The organism is Streptomyces sp. NPDC051684 (assembly GCF_044453445.1).
In the GTDB taxonomy this organism is placed as follows: domain Bacteria; phylum Actinomycetota; class Actinomycetes; order Streptomycetales; family Streptomycetaceae; genus Streptomyces.
Genome location: NZ_JBITCS010000014.1, coordinates 63,616 through 81,778 on the forward strand (window position 1 = coordinate 63,616; position 18,163 = coordinate 81,778).

An 18,163-nucleotide genomic window follows, 5' to 3' on the forward strand; every position below is an offset into this window, starting at 1 on the left:
GGTGCGATGTGATAGTGGGGCGCGCGGATCGGGTGGGGGCCCGGTTCGGTCGGCGAAGGCCCGCGACATCGCTCGCGCACCCGTGAATGTGTCCTTGGGGGGATGTGCGTACGGTGGAGAACTCGCGAGCAGACGGCCGATCGGGGCCGACCCATGACCCGCACGAGGTGACGGTCCAACTCGACTTCACAGGTCGACAGTTGGGCGGACCGGTCGGTGCGAGACCCGACGTTCCCACGCCCACCGGGGCGGAGCAGTCGGGCGCCGACGACAAGGAACTCCCCGTCTTCGTCGACGACTCGGGGCGGCGCGGCCGCACCTTCCGCCGCTTCGGCGTGGCCGCCGGCCTGGCCATCGCGGTCTACGCGGTCGTCATCGTGGTCACCGTCTTCTCCGGCAACTCCGACGCGCCGTGGCTGCCGATGCCGGCCGAGGGCAAGGGTGCGGGCAAGGTGGGCACCGAGTCGTCGGAGCCCACGCCGGCCCTCTCGTCGCCCGGGTCGCCGAGCGCCACCACGCAGCCCAGCGCCTCCGGCAGTGCGGCGCCGAGCACCTCCGCGGCGCCCGGCGCGAGCGCGTCGCCGACCACCGGAGCCGTTACGTCGAGTAAGCCGTCCACCGGAGCATCGCCGACCGGCGGGCCCACGGGCGGCAAGCCGACGCCGAGCGTGAAGCCCACCAAACCGGACGACAGCGACAAGCCGACGACGCAGCCGTCCGGCGGCAGCCCCGCCGACCCGTCGACGGACCCCGGCGATCAGCCGAGCGGCCCGGCGGACGGAGCCGGGACCGACGGCTCGGACACCCTCGCGGGCGCCGGCCTCGCGCGTCTGATCGCAGCGCCCCTGGTGGCGTCCCTCGTCCCGCCCCTGGAAAGCAGCGTCCTGTAGATGTCCGACCGTCCACGCCACGCGCCGGCCCGTGCCCGCAGGCGCCGCCTCCCGCTGCGCTACCTGCTGCCCGCGCTGCTGCTCGTCGCCATGATCGCGATGCTGATGCTGCGCGGCTACGTCCACAGCGAGATCCTCGCCGACCACCGCATCCGCCCCGAGGCGGCCACCGACAAGGTGCCGGAGAAGATCCTCGACGGCGGGCCCGTCATCGACACCAGGGGCGGCCGCGAGACCAGCCGCTCCATAGGCAAGCACCAACTGGTGCTCACCTTCGACGACGGCCCCGACCCCGAGTGGACCCCGAAGGTCCTCGACGTCCTCAAGAAGCACGACGCGCACGCCGTCTTCTTCGTCACCGGCACCATGGCCTCCCGCTACCCCGACCTGGTGCGCCGCATGGTCGACGAGGGGCACGAGGTCGGCCTGCACACCTTCAACCACCCCGACCTCTCCTACCAGTCGAAGAAGCGCATCGACTGGGAGCTGTCGCAGAACCAGCTGGCCCTCGAAGGCGCGGCGGGCGTGCGCACCTCCCTGTTCCGGCCGCCGTACTCCTCGTTCGCCGACGCCATGGACGACGCGTCGTGGCCCGTCACCAAGTACATCGGCTCGCGCGGCTACATCACCGTCGTCAACAACACGGACAGCGAGGACTGGAAGCGCCCCGGCGTCGACGAGATCATCCGCCGTGCCACGCCCAAGGGCGGCAAGGGCGCGATCGTCCTGATGCACGACTCCGGCGGCAACCGCTCGCAGACCGTCGCCGCGCTCGACCGCTTCCTGCCCGACCTTCAGGGCGAGGGCTACAAGTTCGCGAACCTCACCGAGGCCCTCGGCATGCCCGGCGCGCACACGCCCGTCAGCGGCCTGGAGTTGTGGAAGGGCAAGGCGTGGGTCTACGCGGTGGCGGCCTCGGACAACGTCACGGGCGTCCTCGTCGTCGGCCTCGCCGTCATCGGCGTCCTCGTCATGTCCCGCTTCGGCCTGATGCTGATCCTGTCCGCGGCGCACGCGCGCCGGGTGCGCCGCAAGGGCTTCGCGTGGGGGCGGCCGGTCACGGAACCGGTCTCCGTCCTCGTACCGGCCTTCAACGAGGCCAAGTGCATTGAGAACACGGTCCGTTCGCTGGCGCTGAGCGAGCACCCCATCGAGGTCGTGGTCATCGACGACGGGTCGACGGACGGCACCGCGCGCATCGTGGAGAACATGCGGCTGCCCGGCGTCCGCGTGGTCCGGCAGCACAACGCGGGCAAGCCCGCCGCGCTCAACAGGGGCCTGGCGAACGCCCGGTTCGACCTCGTCGTGATGATGGACGGCGACACCGTTTTCGAACCGGCGACCGTGCGCGAGCTGGTCCAGCCGTTCGGCGACCCGAAGGTCGGCGCCGTCGCGGGCAACGCGAAGGTGGGCAACCGGGACTCGCTGATCGGCGCCTGGCAGCACATCGAGTACGTGATGGGCTTCAACCTCGACCGCCGCATGTACGACATCCTGCGCTGCATGCCGACGATCCCCGGAGCGGTCGGCGCCTTCCGGCGCAGTGCCCTGGAGCGCGTCGGCGGCATGAGCGACGACACGCTCGCCGAGGACACCGACGTCACGATGGCGCTGCACCGCGACGGCTGGCGGGTCGTCTACGCCGAGAAGGCGCGCGCCTGGACCGAGGCCCCGGAGACCGTCCAGCAGCTGTGGTCGCAGCGCTACCGCTGGTCGTACGGGACGATGCAGGCCATCTGGAAGCACCGCAGGGCCGTCGTCGACAAGGGGCCCTCGGGCCGCTTCGGCCGGGTCGGTCTCCCGCTGGTCTCGCTCTTCATGGTGTTGGCCCCGCTGCTCGCTCCGCTGATCGACATCTTCCTGCTCTACGGGCTCGTGTTCGGCCCGACGGAGAAGACGGTCGGCGCCTGGTTCGGCGTGCTCGCGCTCCAGGCGGTCTGCGCGGCGTACGCCTTCCGGCTCGACAAGGAACGCATGACGCACCTGATATCCCTCCCGCTCCAGCAGCTCCTGTACCGGCAGTTGATGTACGTCGTGCTGCTCCAGTCCTGGATCACCGCGCTCACCGGCGGTCGGCTGCGCTGGCAGAAGTTGCGCCGCACCGGCGTGGTGGGTGCGGGCCCCGGCGGCCGGGTGCCGCACCAGCGGACGAACTCCGTCTCGGGTAACGAGCGGAGGCCGGTGGCATGACGTACCCGACGAACGGCGGCAGTGGTGCGGGCGGGAACGAGCCGTCCGGGAACGGGAGTTGGTTCGCCAGGCCCGAGACCGGCCGCCCTCTGGGCGCCTCCGAGTCCGGCTGGCCGGCCGTGCCGCCCCCAAGGCCCGTACCGCCTGCCAGGCCCGGTGCGGTGCCGCCCCGCGGACCCGGCGGCGGCCCCGTGCTCACCGACGCGGTGGCCGGCGGGGGAGTGGCCGCCGAGGCGACCGCCCGGTTCCCCGAGGCGCCCTCGCGGGCCGACACCACCAGTCCGTCGCCACCGGCGGAGCCCGCGCCCAAGAAGCCCGGCCGCGACCGCTACCTCGACCTGCTGCGGTCCATCGCGCTGGTCCGCGTCGTCGCGTACCACCTGTTCGGCTGGGTCTGGCTCTCGGTCGTCTTCCCGTCCATGGGCGTGATGTTCGCGCTCGCCGGATCGCTGATGGCACGCTCCCTGAGCAGGCCCGCGCTGAGCGTCGTACGGGGGCGGCTGCGGCGCCTCCTGCCGCCGATGTGGCTGTTCAGCGCGCTGGTCCTGCCGCTGCTCTTCATGGGCGGCTGGAACCCGGGCAAGGACCCCGACACCGGCGGCGGTGCCTGGGGCTGGCTCGGCATCGTCAACTACGTGATCCCGATCGGCGCCCCCGCCTACCCGTGGGAGATCGCCAACCCGCCCGGCTTCCTGGAGACCACCTGGGCCGAGCAGGGCATCGGCCCGCTCTGGTACCTGCGCGCCTACCTGTGGTTCGTGCTCGCGTCCCCGCTGCTGCTCAAGGCGTTCCGCAAGCTCCCGTGGGCGACGCTGTGCGCCCCGCTCGTCCTCACGGCCGTCGTCGGCACAGGCCTCGTGGAGATCCCCGGCCGCACCGGCGAGGCCGTCACCGACTTCGCCGTGTACGGCAGTTGCTGGGTCCTCGGCTTCGCGCACCAGGAGGGCGTACTGCGGAAGGTGCCGCGCTACGCCGCCGTGTCCATCGCCGCGCTGCTCATGGGCTTCGGCCTGTGGTGGGCCTCGGGCCACCTCCCCGAGGAGGGCTGGGACCTGAACGAGATCCCGCTGGCACAGGCGACCTGGTCCCTCGGGTTCGTCGTCATCCTGCTCCAGTACGCGCCGTCGTGGCAGCAGTTGCCCGGCCGGCTCGCCCGGTGGGACCGGCTGGTGACCCTCGCGAACAACCGGGCCGTCACGATCTACCTGTGGCACAACCTGCTGATCATGGCGACGTTCCCGCTGATCGACCTGCTCTACCAACTGCCGTTCATGGACGACCGGTTGAGCTCCGCGCTGGACTCGACGTACATGCTCTGGGCCTTCGTCCTCGTCTGGCCGCTGATCGGTCTCGCGATCGTCTCGACCGGCTGGGTCGAAGACCTCGCCGCGAAGCGCGGACCGCGGTTGTGGCCGGACGGGCGGAAGAGCCGGAAGCGGGCGCGGCACTCCTGAGGGCCGCCGGGTCACGATGTGATGGCGGTGTGCGCATTCGGTGTCCAAGCGCTGGAGGGGTCGCTAGCGTGAACCGGCGGCGCCCGCGACGGACGGGCACCGACGGGGCGACCAGGTGAAGGTGTGGCGTGCAGGCGACGGTGGACGGGTTCGGCTATGGGGCGATAACCCCGGTGGCAGCGTTCTTAGTGGCAAGTCTGGGCGGCGGGATCGGGCTGCGCTGCACCGTGCGCGCCCGGCACCTCGACTCGGGACGGCCCAAGTGGCTGGCGTACAGCGCGCTTTCGCTGGGCGTGGGTATCTGGTCCATGCACTTCATCGCGATGATGGGCTTCCAGGTCCAGGGCGCGCACATCGACTACGACGCCCGGCTCACGTTCCTCAGCCTCGCCGTCGCGGTGCTCGTGGTCGGCGTCGGGGTCTTCACCGCCGGTTACGGCGGGCGGCGCACGCCGGTCCTGCTCGGCGCGGGCCTGTTCATGGGGCTCGGCGTCGCGGCCATGCACTACCTGGGCATGGCCGCCATGCAGTTCGCCGGGACCCTCCACTACAGTGCGTCCATCGTCGCCGCGTCGGTGGCCGTGGCCGTGGTGGCCGCCACCGCCGCCCTGTGGCTGATCATGAACGTCCGCGGGCTCTTCGTCAGCCTCGGCGCCAGCCTGCTCATGGGAGTGGCCGTCTGCGCCATGCACTACCTGGGCATGGAGGCGCTCACCGTCGAGCTGATGGCGCCGGCCGGCAACACGGGTTCCGCGGTGTTCACGGTCCTGGTGCCGTATCTCATCGGCCCGTTCCTCACGCTGTTCTTCGCCGGGGCCGTGCTGCTCTTCGACCCGCAGACGCTGGAGGGCGACCCGGCGGTGCGCTCCTGAGGCTCCGACCGGGCCTCACCATCCGCCCTCCGGCCGGGTGAGAGCAACGTTCCCCGACGGTCACTCCACGCCACAGGCCGGAAATCCCGCCTCCCTACCTTCGGTCACGTCAGCTGCGAACCATGACCTGGAGGCGTGCGATGCCTGGCCCCAAGGAACAGCCCCGGAACCGGAGTTGGATCGAGCGGTGGGATCCCGAGGACGACGTGTTCTGGGAGGAGACGGGCGCGAAGGTCGCCCGGCGCAACCTCGCCTTCTCGATCCTCTCCGAACACATCGGCTTCTCGATCTGGACCCTGTGGTCGGTGATGGTCCTGTTCATGGGGCCCGAGTACGGGATCGACCCGGCGGGGAAGTTCTTCCTCGTGTCGATGGCGACGCTGGTGGGCGCCTTCGCGCGCGTGCCCTACACGTTCGCCGTCGCGGTCTTCGGCGGCCGCAACTGGACGATCGTCTCGGCGAGCATGCTGCTCGTGCCGTCGATCGCCGCGTTCCTGGTCATGGAGCCGGGCACCTCGTACACCACCTTCATGTGGTGCGCGGCGCTCACCGGTGTCGGCGGCGGCAACTTCGCCTCCTCCATGACCAACATCAACTCCTTCTTCCCGCTGCGGAAGAAGGGCTGGGCGCTCGGTCTGAACGCGGGCGGCGGCAACATCGGCGTTCCCGTCGTCCAACTCGTCGCGCTCGTGGTCATCGGCGCGAGCGGCGGTCCGCGCGTGCTGCTCGGCATCTACATCCCGCTGATCGTCGTCGCGACCGTCTGCTCCGCGCTGTTCATGGACAACCTGGCGACGGTGAAGAACGACACCGGCGCCGCGAAGGAGGCCGTGCGCGACGCCCACACCTGGATCATGTCGTTCCTCTACATCGGCACCTTCGGCTCCTTCATCGGCTACTCGTTCGCCTTCGGTCTCGTCCTGCAGACCCAGTTCGGCCGTACGCCGCTCCAGGCAGCGGGCGTCACCTTCATCGGGCCGCTGCTCGGCTCGCTGATCCGGCCCGTCGGCGGCAGGCTCGCCGACCGCTTCGGCGGAGCGCGCATCACGCTGTGGAACTTCGTCGGCATGGCGCTCGCCACGGCCGTCGTGACCCTCGCCTCGGTCGAGAAGTCGCTCACCCTGTTCACCGTCGCGTTCATCGCCCTGTTCGTGCTCAGCGGGCTCGGCAACGGGTCCACGTACAAGATGATCCCCGGCATCTTCCAGGCGAAGGCGCTGGTCAAGGGGCTCACGGGCGAGGAGGCGGCCGGGTACGGGCGACGGCTCTCCGGCGCCTCCATGGGGCTGATCGGCGCCGTCGGCGCGCTCGGCGGGCTCGGCATCAACCTGGCGTTCCGGCAGTCCTTCCAGACGGCGGGCACCGGCACCGGGGCCTTCGTCGCCTTCCTCGCCTTCTACGCCGTGTGCTTCGCGGTGACCTGGGCCGTATACCTTCGCCGCTCGGCGTCGCGCACCGTCGCGAGCTCCACGGCGGAGACGAAGCCGCAGCTCAGCTATGCGGAGGTGTGACATTGGCCCCCGTAACACGGACGCAATAACGTTGATCCGGGGCCGACACGGAGCGTTGACAGGCTCGTACGACGCACCGGTCGACCCGGGGCACGAAGAAACGTCGAGCGGGGCGAGAACCAGCATGGACGAGGAACAGCAGGCCACGATGCCGGAGCGGGCCCACGGGCCGATCGAGGGCTTCACCGTGGGCGTGACCGCGGCGCGCCGCGCCGACGAACTCGGCGCGCTGCTCCAGCGGCGCGGCGCCTCGGTGCTGCACGCGCCCGCCCTGCGCATCGTCCCGCTCGCGGACGACAGCGAACTCCTCGTCGCCACCAAGGAGTTGATCGACAACGCGCCGGACGTGGTGATCGCCACCACCGCCATCGGCTTCCGCGGCTGGATCGAGGCCGCCGACGGCTGGGGCCTGGGCGAGGACCTGCTCGGGCGGCTGCGCGGCGTCGAGCTCCTCGCGCGCGGCCCGAAGGTCAAGGGCGCGGTGCGCGCGGCCGGTCTCACCGAGCAGTGGTCGCCCTCGTCCGAATCGATGGCGGAGGTCCTGGAGCGGCTGCTCGACGAGGGCGTCCAGGGGCGGCGCGTCGCCGTGCAGCTGCACGGCGAACCGCTCCCCGGCTTCGTGGAGGCGCTGCGCGAGGCGGGCGCCGAGGTGGTCGGCGTCCCCGTCTACCGCTGGCTGCCGCCGCAGGACATCGGCCCGGTCGACCGCCTCCTCGACGCCACGGTGGCGCGCGGCGTGGACGCGCTGACCTTCACCTCGGCCCCGGCCGCCACGGCGCTGCTGCGCCGCGCGGAGGAGCGGGGCCTGGTGGAGGAGCTGCTCGCGGCGCTCGGCCACGACGTGCTCGCGGCGTGCGTCGGCCCGGTGACCGCGGTGCCGTTGCAGGCGCGCGGCGTGGACACGGTGCAGCCGGAGCGCTTCCGGCTCGGACCCCTGGTGCAGCTGCTGTGCAAGGAACTCCCGGCACGCGCGCGTACGTTGCCGGTCGCGGGCCACCAGATGCAGATCCGCGGACAGGCCGTGGTGGTGGACGGGGAGCTGCGCCCGGTGCCGCCCGCCGGTATGTCGCTGCTGCGGACGCTGGCCCGCCGCCCCGGCTGGGTGGTGTCCCGCGCGGAGCTGCTGCGCGCGCTGCCGGGCGCGGGGCGCGACGAGCACGCGGTGGAGACGGCGATGACGCGGCTCAGGTCGTCCCTCGGGACGCCGAAGCTGATCCAGACGGTGGTCAAGCGGGGGTACCGGTTGGCGTTGGATCCGGCGGCGGACGCGAAGTACGCCGACGCTTGATCTGGCCTGTTGCGGCCGACTAGGGCTTGTCGTTTGGATCAGGCCGGGCTCGCGGGGCCTGGCACGCACGCTCGCGGCGTTGTCGTCGGTCGACGACGCTCCGCGTCGCCTCCCTCCTCCGCCTTGCGATCGCACGCACCAGGCCCCGCTCCCTGATCCGGCCTGATCCAAACGACAAGCCCTAGGTGCACGTCGCGGGGCTCTGCCCCGGACCCCGCTCCTCAAACGCCGGAGGGGCTGGCTCGGAGCGCTCGCACCAGGCACCCCAGCGCCCCGGTGCACAGCACCGCCCGTACCACGTTCCACGCCACCCACGGACCCTCGAAGTCCTCCCGCACCCGCGCCGGGTCGGAGATCCCCGCGGGGGTGCCCGCCGCGGCCAGCGCGTCGTTCAGCGGCACGTTCACCGCGGACGTCAGCACGAACGCCACCGCGTAGCCGATCAGCGCCGCGAACACCCAGCCGCGCAGGCCCCGTTGACGCCGCACCCGCCAGGCCGCGTACCCGGTGAGCAGCAGCGCCCCGACGAAGCTCAGGAAGAACACCGGGTTCTGGATGACGTCGTTGATGTTCTGCATCACCTCGATGTACGTGCGGTCGCCGCTGCGCGCCACGGCGGGCATCACGGCGCACGAGAACACGTAGAACGACCCTGCTGCCAGGCCCATGGCGACCGTGGCCGCCCCCAGTACCCATCCCGTGACACGCGTCGTTGTCGTCATGGCCCCAGTCAAGCCGCGGCCCGCGCCCGCCCGACATCGTCGATCCGCGCAGCCCCATACGCGAGCGTCCAGGGGCCCGCGTACCGTACGGCCATGCTGATCGCCCCCGACATCGAACTGCGCCGCGCCGACCCCGCGGACGCGCAGGCGCTCGCCGACGCCGTCGTCCGCAATCGGGAGTTCATGCGGGCCTGGGACCCGTACCGCCCGGAGGAGTACTACACGGCGCGGGACCAGGCCGAGCGGATCGCCGAGCCCAGTGGGGTGATGTGGCTGCTGTTCGACCGGGCCGCGGACGGCCGCGTGGTCGGCCGCGCCGCGCTCAACGGCATCCACCTCGGCCCGCTGTGCAGCGCCAACCTCGGCTACTGGGTCGATGCCGACTACCGGGGCCGGGGCCTGATCCCGGCCGCCGTCGAGGAGATCTGCCGCGCCGCCCGCGACGAACTGGGCCTGCACCGCATCGAGGCCGGCACGCTCACGGACAACGCGGCGTCCCAGCGCGTGCTCGCCAAGTGCGGCTTCGTCCGGTACGGCCTCGCGCCCAAGTTCCTCCACATCAACGGAGATTGGCGCGACCACGTCCTCTTCCAGCGGATCCTGCACGACGACCCTCCGGCGTACGGCCGCGCGTAGGCCGTCAACCCCCGTTCCGGCAGCGGGGGTTCCGGCCCGGCCCGCGGGCGGGCACTGTAGAGGGCATGGCAGCAGTACCCACTGGGCCCCACCCGCCTGCCCCTGCCCCCTACGAGTTGCGCTTCGACTCCGGGCGCCTGTGCCTGGACCTCCTCGCCACCGCGCACCCCGACGAACGCCTCACGAGCCCCGACCAGCTGCGCGCCTGGCTGGTCGGCGCGGGGCTCGTCCCGGGCGCCGCCGTGCTGCCGGACCGCTCGCCCGCCTGGCTCGCCGCCTTCCGTGAACTGCGCGGCCACATCACCCAGTTGGTGCGCGGCGAACTCTCCGGACGACCGGCCCCCGCCGCCCTGGAACGGGTCAACCTGCTCGCCCGCGCGGCCCCGCCCGCACCCCGCGCCGTCCGCGCCGCCGATGGCACCCTCGTACGCTCGCTGCACGCCGAGCCCGACTGTCCGGCCCTGCTCGCGGCCGTCGCGCGGGACGTCGTCGACCTCCTCACCGACCCCGCAGTACGCGGGGCGCTGCGCCAGTGCGAGGGCGACAACTGCCCGATCATCTACCTCGACATGTCCCGGGGGCGCAGGCGCCGTTGGTGCTCCAGTGAAGTGTGCGGCAACCGGGAACGCGTGGCCAGACACCGACGCAGAGCGGCGGCCCTGGCCAGGGCCTGAGACACGATCCGCAACTCCCTTTGAACATCCGCGAGTTCGTCTGCGTATCCCTCCCGTGAGCCCAGCCGAGAGACATGGCCGAACAGGGGACACCGGAGGTAGGCGTGCGCAAGGATTCCGCCGTGGCCGATGAACGCCCGCCCCGGGCCCGACATCGCGCTCCCCGGCCGCCCGAGCCGGACGAGGAGCTGATGCGCGCGCTGTACGCCGAGCACGCACGGCCGCTTCTGGCCTATGTGCTCCGCTTGGTGGCGGGGGACCGGCAGCGCGCGGAGGATGTCGTACAGGAGACGCTCATCCGTGCCTGGAAGAACGCCGGCCAGCTCAACCGAGCGACCGGTTCGGTACGCCCCTGGCTGGTGACGGTCGCCCGGCGCATCGTCATCGACGGCCACCGCAGTCGGCAGGCCCGGCCGCAGGAGGTCGACCCGTCGCCGCTGGAGGTCATCCCCGCGGAGGACGAGATCGACAAGGCGCTGTGGCTGATGACCCTTTCCGATGCGCTGGAGGACTTGACCCCGGCCCACCGGGAAGTACTCGTGGAGACGTACTTCAAAGGACGTACGGTCAACGAGGCGGCCGAGACGCTCGGCATCCCCAGCGGCACGGTGCGCTCGCGGGTCTTCTACGCGCTGCGCTCGATGAAGCTGGCGTTGGAGGAACGGGGGGTGACGGCATGACGACGGGGCATGAGGCGTACGGTCCCTTCGGCCACGGGCCGACGGGCGGCGACGTGCACGAGACCGTCGGCGCCTACGCGCTGGGCATCCTCGACGACACCGAGGCGAGCGCCTTCGAGGCCCACCTGGCGACGTGCGAGCAGTGCGCGCGGAACCTGGAGGAGTTCGCGGGCATGGAGCCGATGCTCGCCGCCCTCGCCGACCTGCCGGCCGACCGCGGCGCCCCGCGCACCGCGACCCCGGGCATCGGCGACTCGCTGGCCGCCCGCCCGAGCCCCCGCCTCGCGGAGTCGCTCGCCGACGAACTGGGGCGCCGCCGCGCGAAGAAGCGCAGGCGCGGCCTGTTTCTGGTGGCCGCCGCCGCTGCCCTGATCATCGGCGGCCCGCTGACGGTCATGGCGGTGACGGACGACGGGGGCGGCAACAACGTCGCGGACCCGCACCCCACCAGCCCGGCGGAGGACGCGTTCTTCCACCACATGCCCGAGAAGGTGAAGGCCACGGACGCGAAGACGAACGTCACGGCGACGATCGGCATGGAGAAGAAGGCCTGGGGCACCCACACGGTCCTGGAACTGAAGAACGTCAAGGGCCCGCTGAAGTGCTCCCTCGTCGCCGTCGGCAAGAACGGCGAGCGCGAGACGGTCACCACCTGGGCCGTCCCGAAATGGGGCTACGGCATCGACAACAGCACCAACGCGAACGCGAAGCACCCCCTGTACGTGCACGGGGGCGCGGCCTTCGACCGGGGCCAGATCGACCACTTCGAGGTCGAGACGCTCGACGGGAAACGGCTCGTGGAGGTGAACGCCTGACCGCGCGGCCGAACGCGCGGTGCCGCACGTAGCCCTACAGGGCCCCTTTCGCGTACCTTTGACGGCTGCCCAGCACGTCAGAAGGGGGCCCGGTGGCCGCTCAGGCTCCGCACGATTCAGCGGTGAAATCGGATACGGACGCAGCGAAGGACGCGAACGCGGACTCGGTGCGCGACCGTGAGCTCGGTGTCGAGCAGGACCATCTCGACGCCGTCTACCGACGCCTCGAAGAGAAGATCCACGAGGCCGAGTTCCTGATGGAGGACGCCACCAAGCGCGGCCAGGTCGGCACGCCCGGCGCGCTCGCCGAGCGCGACGCGCAGGTCTTCCGCGCCGGCATCCACCTCAACCGCCTCAACAACGAGTTCGAGGACTTCCTCTTCGGCCGCATCGACCTGCTCCAGGGCAAGGACGGCAAGAAGGGCCCGGACGGCGCGTACACGGCGGTCGAGCCGGCCGACGGCGCCGTCCGCGAGGACAACACGGCCGACATCGCCGAGACGCTGCACATCGGCCGCATCGGCGTCCTCGACGCCGACTACTCGCCGCTCGTCATCGACTGGCGCGCCCCGGCCGCGGCCCCCTTCTACCGCTCCACGCCGGTCGACCCGGGCCGCGTGGTGCGCCGCCGCGTCATCCGCTCCAAGGGCCGCAAGGTGCTCGGCGTCGAGGACGACCTGATGCGCCCCGAGCTGTCCGCGTACCTGGACGGCGAGCGGCTGCCCGCCATCGGCGACGGTGCGCTGATGGCCGCGCTCGGCCAGGCCCGCAGCCACTCGATGCGCGACATCGTCGCCTCCATCCAGGCCGAGCAGGACCAGGTCATCCGGGCCCCCGCCGCCTCGGTGACGTACGTCGAGGGCGGCCCCGGCACCGGCAAGACGGCGGTGGCGCTGCACCGCGCCGCATACCTGCTGTACCAGGACCGGCGGCGCTACGCGGGCGGCATCCTGATCGTCTCGCCGACCCCGCTCCTGGTCGCCTACACCGAGGGCGTGCTGCCCTCGCTGGGCGAGGAGGGCCAGGTCGCGATCCGCGCGGTCGGCTCGCTGGTCGACGGCGCGGAGGCCACGGTCTACGACTCCCCGGCGGTGGCCCGCGTCAAGGGCTCGTCGCGGATGCTCAAGGTGCTGCGGAAGGCGGCGCGCGGCGCCCTGGAGACGGGGGGCCCGCAGCGGCCCGCCGTCCAGGAACAGCTCGCGTTCGGCGACGACGACGAACCCGAGGCCGGTCCGGCCGAGACCCCGACACGGCTGCGCGTCGTCGCCTTCGGCCGCCGCCTGGAACTGGACGCGGACCGCCTGAACCGGATCCGGCAGGCCGCCCTCGGCGGCACCGCCCCCGTCAACCACCTGCGCCCGCGCGCCCGCAAGCTGCTCCTCGACGCGCTCTGGGACCAGTCGGGCGCCGGGAGCCGGCACTCCGACCCGGAGCTCGCGGCCGAGCTGCGCTCCTCCTTCGACGAGGACATCACGGGCGAGGACGAGTTCCTCCGCTTCCTCGACGCGTGGTGGCCGGAGCTGACGCCCCGCGCGGTCCTGTCCGCCATGTCCGACGAGCGGCGCCTCGGCCGCTGGGCCCGCCGCATCCTCAACCCCGGCGAGATCCGCAGGCTCGCCAAGTCGCTGCGCCGCGACGCCCTCTCGGTCCACGACGTGGCCCTCCTCGACGAGCTGACCGCCGTCCTCGGCGCCCCGGCCCGCCCGAAGAAGAAGCGCGAGTACGACCCGCTCGACCAGCTCACGGGCCTGGAGGAGCTGATGCCGCAGCGCGAGGAGTCCCAGCGCGAGCGCGCCGAACGGCTCGCCCAGGAACGCACCGAGTACGCGCACGTCATCGTCGACGAGGCGCAGGACCTCACGCCGATGCAGTGGCGGATGGTCGGCCGCCGCGGCCGGCACGCGACGTGGACGGTGGTGGGCGACCCGGCCCAGTCGTCCTGGTCGACCCCCGACGAGGCGGCCGAGGCCCGCGACGAGGCCCTCGGTACCCGCCCCCGCCGCCGCTTCACGCTGACCGTGAACTATCGCAACCCGTCCGAGATCGCCGAGCTGGCCGCGAAGGTCCTGGCGCTCGCCATGCCGGGCTCCGAGTCCCCCTCGGCGGTCCGCTCGACGGGCGTGCGGCCGCGCTTCGAGGTCGTACGGGACAAGGTCGGGGACACGGTAAGGGCGGAGGCCGCCCGGCTCCTGGAGCAGGTCGACGGCACCGTCGGCGTCGTCGTGGCGATGAACCGCCGCGAGGAGGCCGCCCGCTGGCTCTCCGGGCTCGGCGAACGCGTCGTCGCGCTCGGCTCCCTGGAGGCCAAGGGCCTGGAGTACGACGCCACGATCGTGGTCTCCCCGGCGGAGATCGCCGACGAGTCCCCGGCGGGCCTGCGGGTCCTGTACGTGGCTCTGACGCGGGCGACGCAGCAGCTCACGGTGGTCTCCGGCGAACGCGACGAACCGGACGAGAACGGGGTGCCGGACCTGCTCCGCGACTGACCCTTGCCCCTGCTGTCTCCGGTGTTACCGTTGATGACGGCACCGGCTCGATCCAAGCCCCCGGGCCCAACCATCGTCCCTTAGAGGGACCACTTGCCGCGAGGCGAGCATGGCGGGTCGGTGTCGTACACGTGGAACGAGGCCCACGTCACTCCGGTGGCGTGGGCCTCGTTCTGTTTCCTCTTCCGGTTTCCCGCCACTTCTCGTATGGTGGAAACTACTTTCCAAAAGATGAATGAACGTTAGCTTCAAAACCCGATGCGACTACCACGTACTCACCGGTAGGTGGGACCATCGGACGGCAACAGCTACACGGTGAAAGCAGAGGAAGTCGGCCATGGCAACGGCGCCCAGCGTCTCCTACTCGATGACGGTCCGGTTGGAGGTCCCCGCGGGCGGTAACGCCGTCTCGCAGCTGACCACCGCCGTGGAGTCCTCCGGCGGCTCGGTGACCGGCCTCGACGTCACCGCTTCCGGCCACGAGAAGCTCCGGATCGACGTCACGATCGCGGCCTCGTCGACGTCCCACGCGGACGAGATCGTCGAGCAGCTCCGCGGCATCGAGGGCGTCACGCTCGGGAAGGTCTCCGACCGTACGTTCCTGATGCACCTCGGCGGCAAGATCGAGATGCAGTCCAAGCACCCCATCCGCAACCGTGACGACCTCTCCATGGTCTACACGCCGGGTGTGGCCCGCGTCTGCATGGCGATCGCGGAGAACCCCGAGGACGCCCGGCGTCTGACCATCAAGCGCAACTCCGTCGCGGTCGTCACCGACGGCTCCGCGGTGCTCGGCCTCGGCAACATCGGCCCGAAGGCCGCGCTGCCGGTCATGGAGGGCAAGGCGGCCCTCTTCAAGCGCTTCGCCGACATCGACGCCTGGCCGATCTGCCTGGACACCCAGGACACGGACGCCATCGTCGAGATCGTCAAGGCCATCGCCCCGGGCTTCGCGGGCATCAACCTCGAGGACATCTCGGCGCCCCGCTGCTTCGAGATCGAGGCCCGCCTGCGCGAGGCCCTCGACATCCCCGTCTTCCACGACGACCAGCACGGCACGGCCATCGTCGTGCTCGCCGCGCTCACCAACGCGCTGCGCGTCGCGGGCAAGGACATGGGCGACACCCGCGTCGTCATGTCGGGTGCAGGCGCCGCCGGCACGGCCATCCTGAAGCTGCTGCTCGCGGCGGGCGTCAAGAACGCCGTCGTGGCCGACATCCACGGTGTCGTGCACGCGGGCCGCGAGGACCTGAAGGACGCCGACAGCGACTCGCCGCTGCGCTGGATCGCCGACAACACCAACCCCGAGGGCCTCACCGGCACACTGAAGGAAGCGGTCGTCGGCGCGGACGTGTTCATCGGCGTCTCGGCCCCGAACGTGCTGAACGGCGACGACGTGGCCGCGATGGCCGAGGGCGCCATCGTGTTCGCGCTCGCGAACCCGGACCCCGAGGTCGACCCGGCGATCGCCCGTCAGACGGCCGCCGTGGTGGCCACGGGCCGCTCCGACTTCCCGAACCAGATCAACAATGTGCTGGTCTTCCCCGGCGTCTTCCGCGGCCTGCTCGACGCCCAGTCGCGCGCGGTCAACACGGAGATGATGCTGGCGGCCGCGACGGCCCTGGCCGACGTGGTCACCGAGGACGAGCTCAACCCGAACTACATCATTCCGAGCGTCTTCAACGACAAGGTCGCGGGCGCCGTCGCCGGCGCGGTCCGCGACGCCGCGAAGGCGGCCGGAGTGGCTGTGACGGGGGCCACGACCGCCTGATTACCGGCGCGTCGCGGTTTGCGGGGCCTCCGGGCCCCATAGGCTGGCCGGGAAACAGGCCCCCGGCCCGCCCCTGCGACCGGCGTGGTGGCGCTGTCCGTGTGACCCCACGGGGTGCCGGATTGGCTTTACCGCCGTGGGTAGGGGCAGGATGCCTCTTCAGGCGCAAGGGTCTGGACGACGGACCCGGGTCCTGGGCCTGACCGAGACCCTGGCAGCATCAACTTTGCTGTTGCCCAACACGCGGCCTGGCCGCGTGGCACGCCTCAACGGCAAGAAGAACACGGGAGTACAAACATGAACCGCAGTGAGCTGGTGGCCGCGCTGGCCGACCGCGCCGAGGTGACCCGCAAGGACGCCGACGCCGTGCTGGCCGCGTTCGCCGAGACCGTCGGCGAGATCGTTGCCAAGGGCGACGAGAAGGTCACCATCCCCGGCTTCCTGACCTTCGAGCGCACCCACCGTGCCGCTCGCACCGCTCGTAACCCGCAGACCGGCGAGCCGATCAACATCCCGGCCGGCTACAGCGTGAAGGTCTCCGCGGGCTCGAAGCTCAAGGAAGCCGCCAAGGGTAAGTAAGTCCTAGGCGCAACGCCTTGGGGCGGTCGCCCGGAACTCCTTCCGGGCGACCGCCCCTTTGCGTTGCCGCGTGCGTGCGGTTCGCGTGTGGTCGCGTTCGCGCAGTTCCCCGCGCCCTCAAGGCAAAGGCAAGGGCCGCCCCCGGTCGACCGGGGGCGGCCCTTGCCTTTGCCTTGAGGGGCGAACGGTTAGCCGAGGGCCTTTCCAGGCAGCTCGACCTTCGCGCCGAGCTCGACGAGCTTCTCCATGAAGTTCTCGTAGCCGCGGTTGATCAGGTCGATCCCGTGGACACGGCTCGTGCCCTGGGCCGCCAGCGCCGCGATCAGGTACGAGAAGCCGCCGCGCAGGTCGGGGATGACCAGGTCGGCGCCCTCCAGCTTGGTCGGGCCCGAGACGACCGCCGAGTGCAGGAAGTTGCGCTGCCCGAAGCGGCAGTCGGAGCCGCCGAGGCACTCGCGGTAGAGCTGGATGTGCGCGCCCATCTGGTTCAGCGCGGACGTGAAGCCCAGGCGCGACTCGTAGACCGTCTCGTGGACGATCGAGAGGCCCGTGGCCTGCGTGAGCGCCACGACGAGCGGCTGCTGCCAGTCCGTCTGGAAGCCGGGGTGGACGTCCGTCTCGAGCGCGATCGACTTCAGCTGGCCGCCGGGGTGCCAGAAGCGGATGCCGTCGTCGTCGATCTCGAAGGCGCCGCCGACCTTCCGGTACGTGTTGAGGAACGTCATCATCGAGCGCTGCTGGGCGCCGCGGACGTAGATGTCGCCGTGCGTGGCGAGCGCCGCCGACGCCCAGGAGGCCGCCTCCAGGCGGTCCGAGAGGGCGCGGTGCGTGTAGCCGCCGAGCTTGTCGACACCGGTGACGCGGATGGTGCGGTCGGTGTCCATCGCGATGATCGCGCCCATTTTCTGCAGAACGCAGATCAGGTCCTCGATCTCCGGCTCGACCGCCGCGTTCGAGAGCTCCGTGACGCCCTCGGCGAGGACGGCCGTGAGCAGTACCTGCTCGGTGGCGCCCACGGAGGGGTAGGGGAGGCGGATCTTCGTGCCGCGCAGGCGCTGCGGGGCCTCCAGGTACTGGCCGTCCGCGCGCTTCTCGATGGTCGCGCCGAACTGGCGGAGCACCTCGAAGTGGAAGTCGACGGGGCGGCCGCCGATGTCGCAGCCGCCGAGCCCGGGAATGAAGGCGTGGCCGATGCGGTGCAGCAGCGGGCCGCACAGCAGGATCGGGATGCGGGAGGAGCCCGCGTGCGCGTCGATGTCAGCCACGTTCGCCGACTCCACGTGCGAGGGGTCCATCACCAGCTCGCCCGGCTCCTCACCGGGGCCGACCGTCACGCCGTGCAGCTGCAGCAGGCCGCGTACGACGCGCACGTCGCGGATGTCCGGGACATTGCGCAGCCGACTCGGCGCACTGCCGAGGATCGCGGCGACCATGGCCTTGGGCACGAGGTTCTTCGCGCCGCGGACACGGATCTCGCCCTCGAGCGGGGTTCCGCCGTGGACAAGGAGGACATCGTCGGTGACGGTCATGAATCTCGCGTTCCGAAGAGAAGGGCAGGGCCAGGCTCAAGGGTAAGGGCGGAGGGCCCCTTATTC

15 protein-coding genes are annotated in these 18,163 nt (G+C 71.4%); 13 read left to right on the forward strand and 2 right to left on the reverse strand.

Translation table 11 applies throughout. The features are described 5' to 3' along the window. The first annotated feature begins 167 nt into the window (after positions 1-167). The 6 genes from ACIA8D_RS18480 to ACIA8D_RS18505 all read left to right on the forward strand — a co-directional run bounded on the left by ACIA8D_RS18480 (position 168) and on the right by ACIA8D_RS18505 (position 8,205). Entirely contained in the window at positions 168-890 is a 723-nt protein-coding gene (locus ACIA8D_RS18480) for a hypothetical protein (RefSeq protein ID WP_399233332.1), read from the forward strand. Continuing rightward, positions 891-3,080, forward strand: a complete 2,190-nt coding sequence (locus tag ACIA8D_RS18485; RefSeq protein WP_399233334.1) for a glycosyltransferase — start codon at positions 891-893, stop codon at positions 3,078-3,080. Then, entirely contained in the window at positions 3,077-4,534 is a 1,458-nt protein-coding gene (locus ACIA8D_RS18490) for an acyltransferase (RefSeq protein WP_399233336.1), read from the forward strand. The genes ACIA8D_RS18485 and ACIA8D_RS18490 overlap by 4 nt, the downstream gene beginning before the upstream one ends. A 173-nt stretch (positions 4,535-4,707) precedes the next feature. Further along, positions 4,708-5,406: an MHYT domain-containing protein gene (locus ACIA8D_RS18495; RefSeq protein ID WP_399233339.1), complete on the forward strand. Its 699-nt coding sequence runs from the start codon at positions 4,708-4,710 to the stop codon at positions 5,404-5,406. 140 nt (positions 5,407-5,546) lie between these two features. Beyond that, positions 5,547-6,917 carry a nitrate/nitrite transporter gene (locus ACIA8D_RS18500; RefSeq protein WP_399233342.1) on the forward strand — a complete coding sequence of 457 codons (1,371 nt, stop codon included), beginning with the start codon at positions 5,547-5,549 and terminating at the stop codon, positions 6,915-6,917. Between the two features lie 124 nt (positions 6,918-7,041). Beyond that, the gene (locus tag ACIA8D_RS18505; RefSeq protein WP_399233344.1) at positions 7,042-8,205 is read left to right on the forward strand and encodes a uroporphyrinogen-III synthase; all 1,164 of its coding nucleotides are present in this window, start codon (positions 7,042-7,044) and stop codon (positions 8,203-8,205) included. A gap of 221 nt (positions 8,206-8,426) precedes the next feature. On the opposite strand, the gene ACIA8D_RS18510 is transcribed toward ACIA8D_RS18505, so the two are convergent. Further along, the gene (locus ACIA8D_RS18510; protein ID WP_399233347.1) at positions 8,427-8,927 is read right to left on the reverse strand and encodes a DUF1772 domain-containing protein; all 501 of its coding nucleotides are present in this window, start codon (positions 8,925-8,927) and stop codon (positions 8,427-8,429) included. A gap of 93 nt (positions 8,928-9,020) precedes the next feature. On the opposite strand from ACIA8D_RS18510, the gene ACIA8D_RS18515 reads away from it, so the two are divergent. The 7 genes from ACIA8D_RS18515 (at position 9,021) to ACIA8D_RS18545 (ending at position 16,568) form a co-directional block, all read left to right on the forward strand. Further along, positions 9,021-9,563: a GNAT family N-acetyltransferase gene (locus ACIA8D_RS18515; protein ID WP_399233350.1), complete on the forward strand. Its 543-nt coding sequence runs from the start codon at positions 9,021-9,023 to the stop codon at positions 9,561-9,563. 65 nt (positions 9,564-9,628) lie between these two features. After that, on the forward strand, positions 9,629-10,237 hold the full coding sequence (locus ACIA8D_RS18520; protein ID WP_399233352.1) for a CGNR zinc finger domain-containing protein: 609 nt from the start codon (positions 9,629-9,631) through the stop codon (positions 10,235-10,237). A gap of 74 nt (positions 10,238-10,311) precedes the next feature. Continuing rightward, entirely contained in the window at positions 10,312-10,917 is a 606-nt protein-coding gene (locus ACIA8D_RS18525) for a sigma-70 family RNA polymerase sigma factor (RefSeq protein WP_266710860.1), read from the forward strand. After that, the gene (locus ACIA8D_RS18530) at positions 10,914-11,732 is read left to right on the forward strand and encodes an anti-sigma factor family protein (protein WP_399233354.1); all 819 of its coding nucleotides are present in this window, start codon (positions 10,914-10,916) and stop codon (positions 11,730-11,732) included. The genes ACIA8D_RS18525 and ACIA8D_RS18530 overlap by 4 nt, the downstream gene beginning before the upstream one ends. 122 nt (positions 11,733-11,854) lie before the next feature. Beyond that, on the forward strand, positions 11,855-14,218 hold the full coding sequence (locus ACIA8D_RS18535) for a HelD family protein (RefSeq protein WP_399233356.1): 2,364 nt from the start codon (positions 11,855-11,857) through the stop codon (positions 14,216-14,218). A 337-nt stretch (positions 14,219-14,555) separates the two neighbouring features. Beyond that, on the forward strand, positions 14,556-15,989 hold the full coding sequence (locus ACIA8D_RS18540) for an NAD-dependent malic enzyme (RefSeq protein ID WP_399233357.1): 1,434 nt from the start codon (positions 14,556-14,558) through the stop codon (positions 15,987-15,989). Between the two features lie 297 nt (positions 15,990-16,286). After that, positions 16,287-16,568 (forward strand): HU family DNA-binding protein, encoded by a 282-nt coding sequence (locus tag ACIA8D_RS18545; protein ID WP_016645140.1) that lies wholly within the window; start codon positions 16,287-16,289, stop codon positions 16,566-16,568. 188 nt (positions 16,569-16,756) lie between these two features. On the opposite strand, the gene murA is transcribed toward ACIA8D_RS18545, so the two are convergent. Then, positions 16,757-18,097 carry a UDP-N-acetylglucosamine 1-carboxyvinyltransferase gene (murA, locus tag ACIA8D_RS18550; protein WP_266710853.1) on the reverse strand — a complete coding sequence of 447 codons (1,341 nt, stop codon included), beginning with the start codon at positions 18,095-18,097 and terminating at the stop codon, positions 16,757-16,759. Positions 18,098-18,163: the final 66 nt, after the last annotated feature.

Excerpts from the sequence above, each read along its gene's own strand:
- ACIA8D_RS18485 (WP_399233334.1), top strand. The coding sequence starts at position 891 with ATGTCCGACCGTCCACGCCACGCGCCGGCCCGTGCCCGCAGGCGCCGC.
- ACIA8D_RS18490 (WP_399233336.1), top strand. The coding sequence starts at position 3,077 with ATGACGTACCCGACGAACGGCGGCAGTGGTGCGGGCGGGAACGAGCCG.
- ACIA8D_RS18500 (WP_399233342.1), top strand. The coding sequence starts at position 5,547 with ATGCCTGGCCCCAAGGAACAGCCCCGGAACCGGAGTTGGATCGAGCGG.
- ACIA8D_RS18505 (WP_399233344.1), top strand. The coding sequence starts at position 7,042 with ATGGACGAGGAACAGCAGGCCACGATGCCGGAGCGGGCCCACGGGCCG.
- ACIA8D_RS18510 (WP_399233347.1), bottom strand. The coding sequence starts at position 8,927 with ATGACGACAACGACGCGTGTCACGGGATGGGTACTGGGGGCGGCCACG.
- ACIA8D_RS18515 (WP_399233350.1), top strand. The coding sequence starts at position 9,021 with ATGCTGATCGCCCCCGACATCGAACTGCGCCGCGCCGACCCCGCGGAC.
- ACIA8D_RS18520 (WP_399233352.1), top strand. The coding sequence starts at position 9,629 with ATGGCAGCAGTACCCACTGGGCCCCACCCGCCTGCCCCTGCCCCCTAC.
- ACIA8D_RS18525 (WP_266710860.1), top strand. The coding sequence starts at position 10,312 with ATGGCCGAACAGGGGACACCGGAGGTAGGCGTGCGCAAGGATTCCGCC.
- ACIA8D_RS18530 (WP_399233354.1), top strand. The coding sequence starts at position 10,914 with ATGACGACGGGGCATGAGGCGTACGGTCCCTTCGGCCACGGGCCGACG.
- ACIA8D_RS18540 (WP_399233357.1), top strand. The coding sequence starts at position 14,556 with ATGGCAACGGCGCCCAGCGTCTCCTACTCGATGACGGTCCGGTTGGAG.
- ACIA8D_RS18545 (WP_016645140.1), top strand. The coding sequence starts at position 16,287 with ATGAACCGCAGTGAGCTGGTGGCCGCGCTGGCCGACCGCGCCGAGGTG.
- murA (WP_266710853.1), bottom strand. The coding sequence starts at position 18,097 with ATGACCGTCACCGACGATGTCCTCCTTGTCCACGGCGGAACCCCGCTC.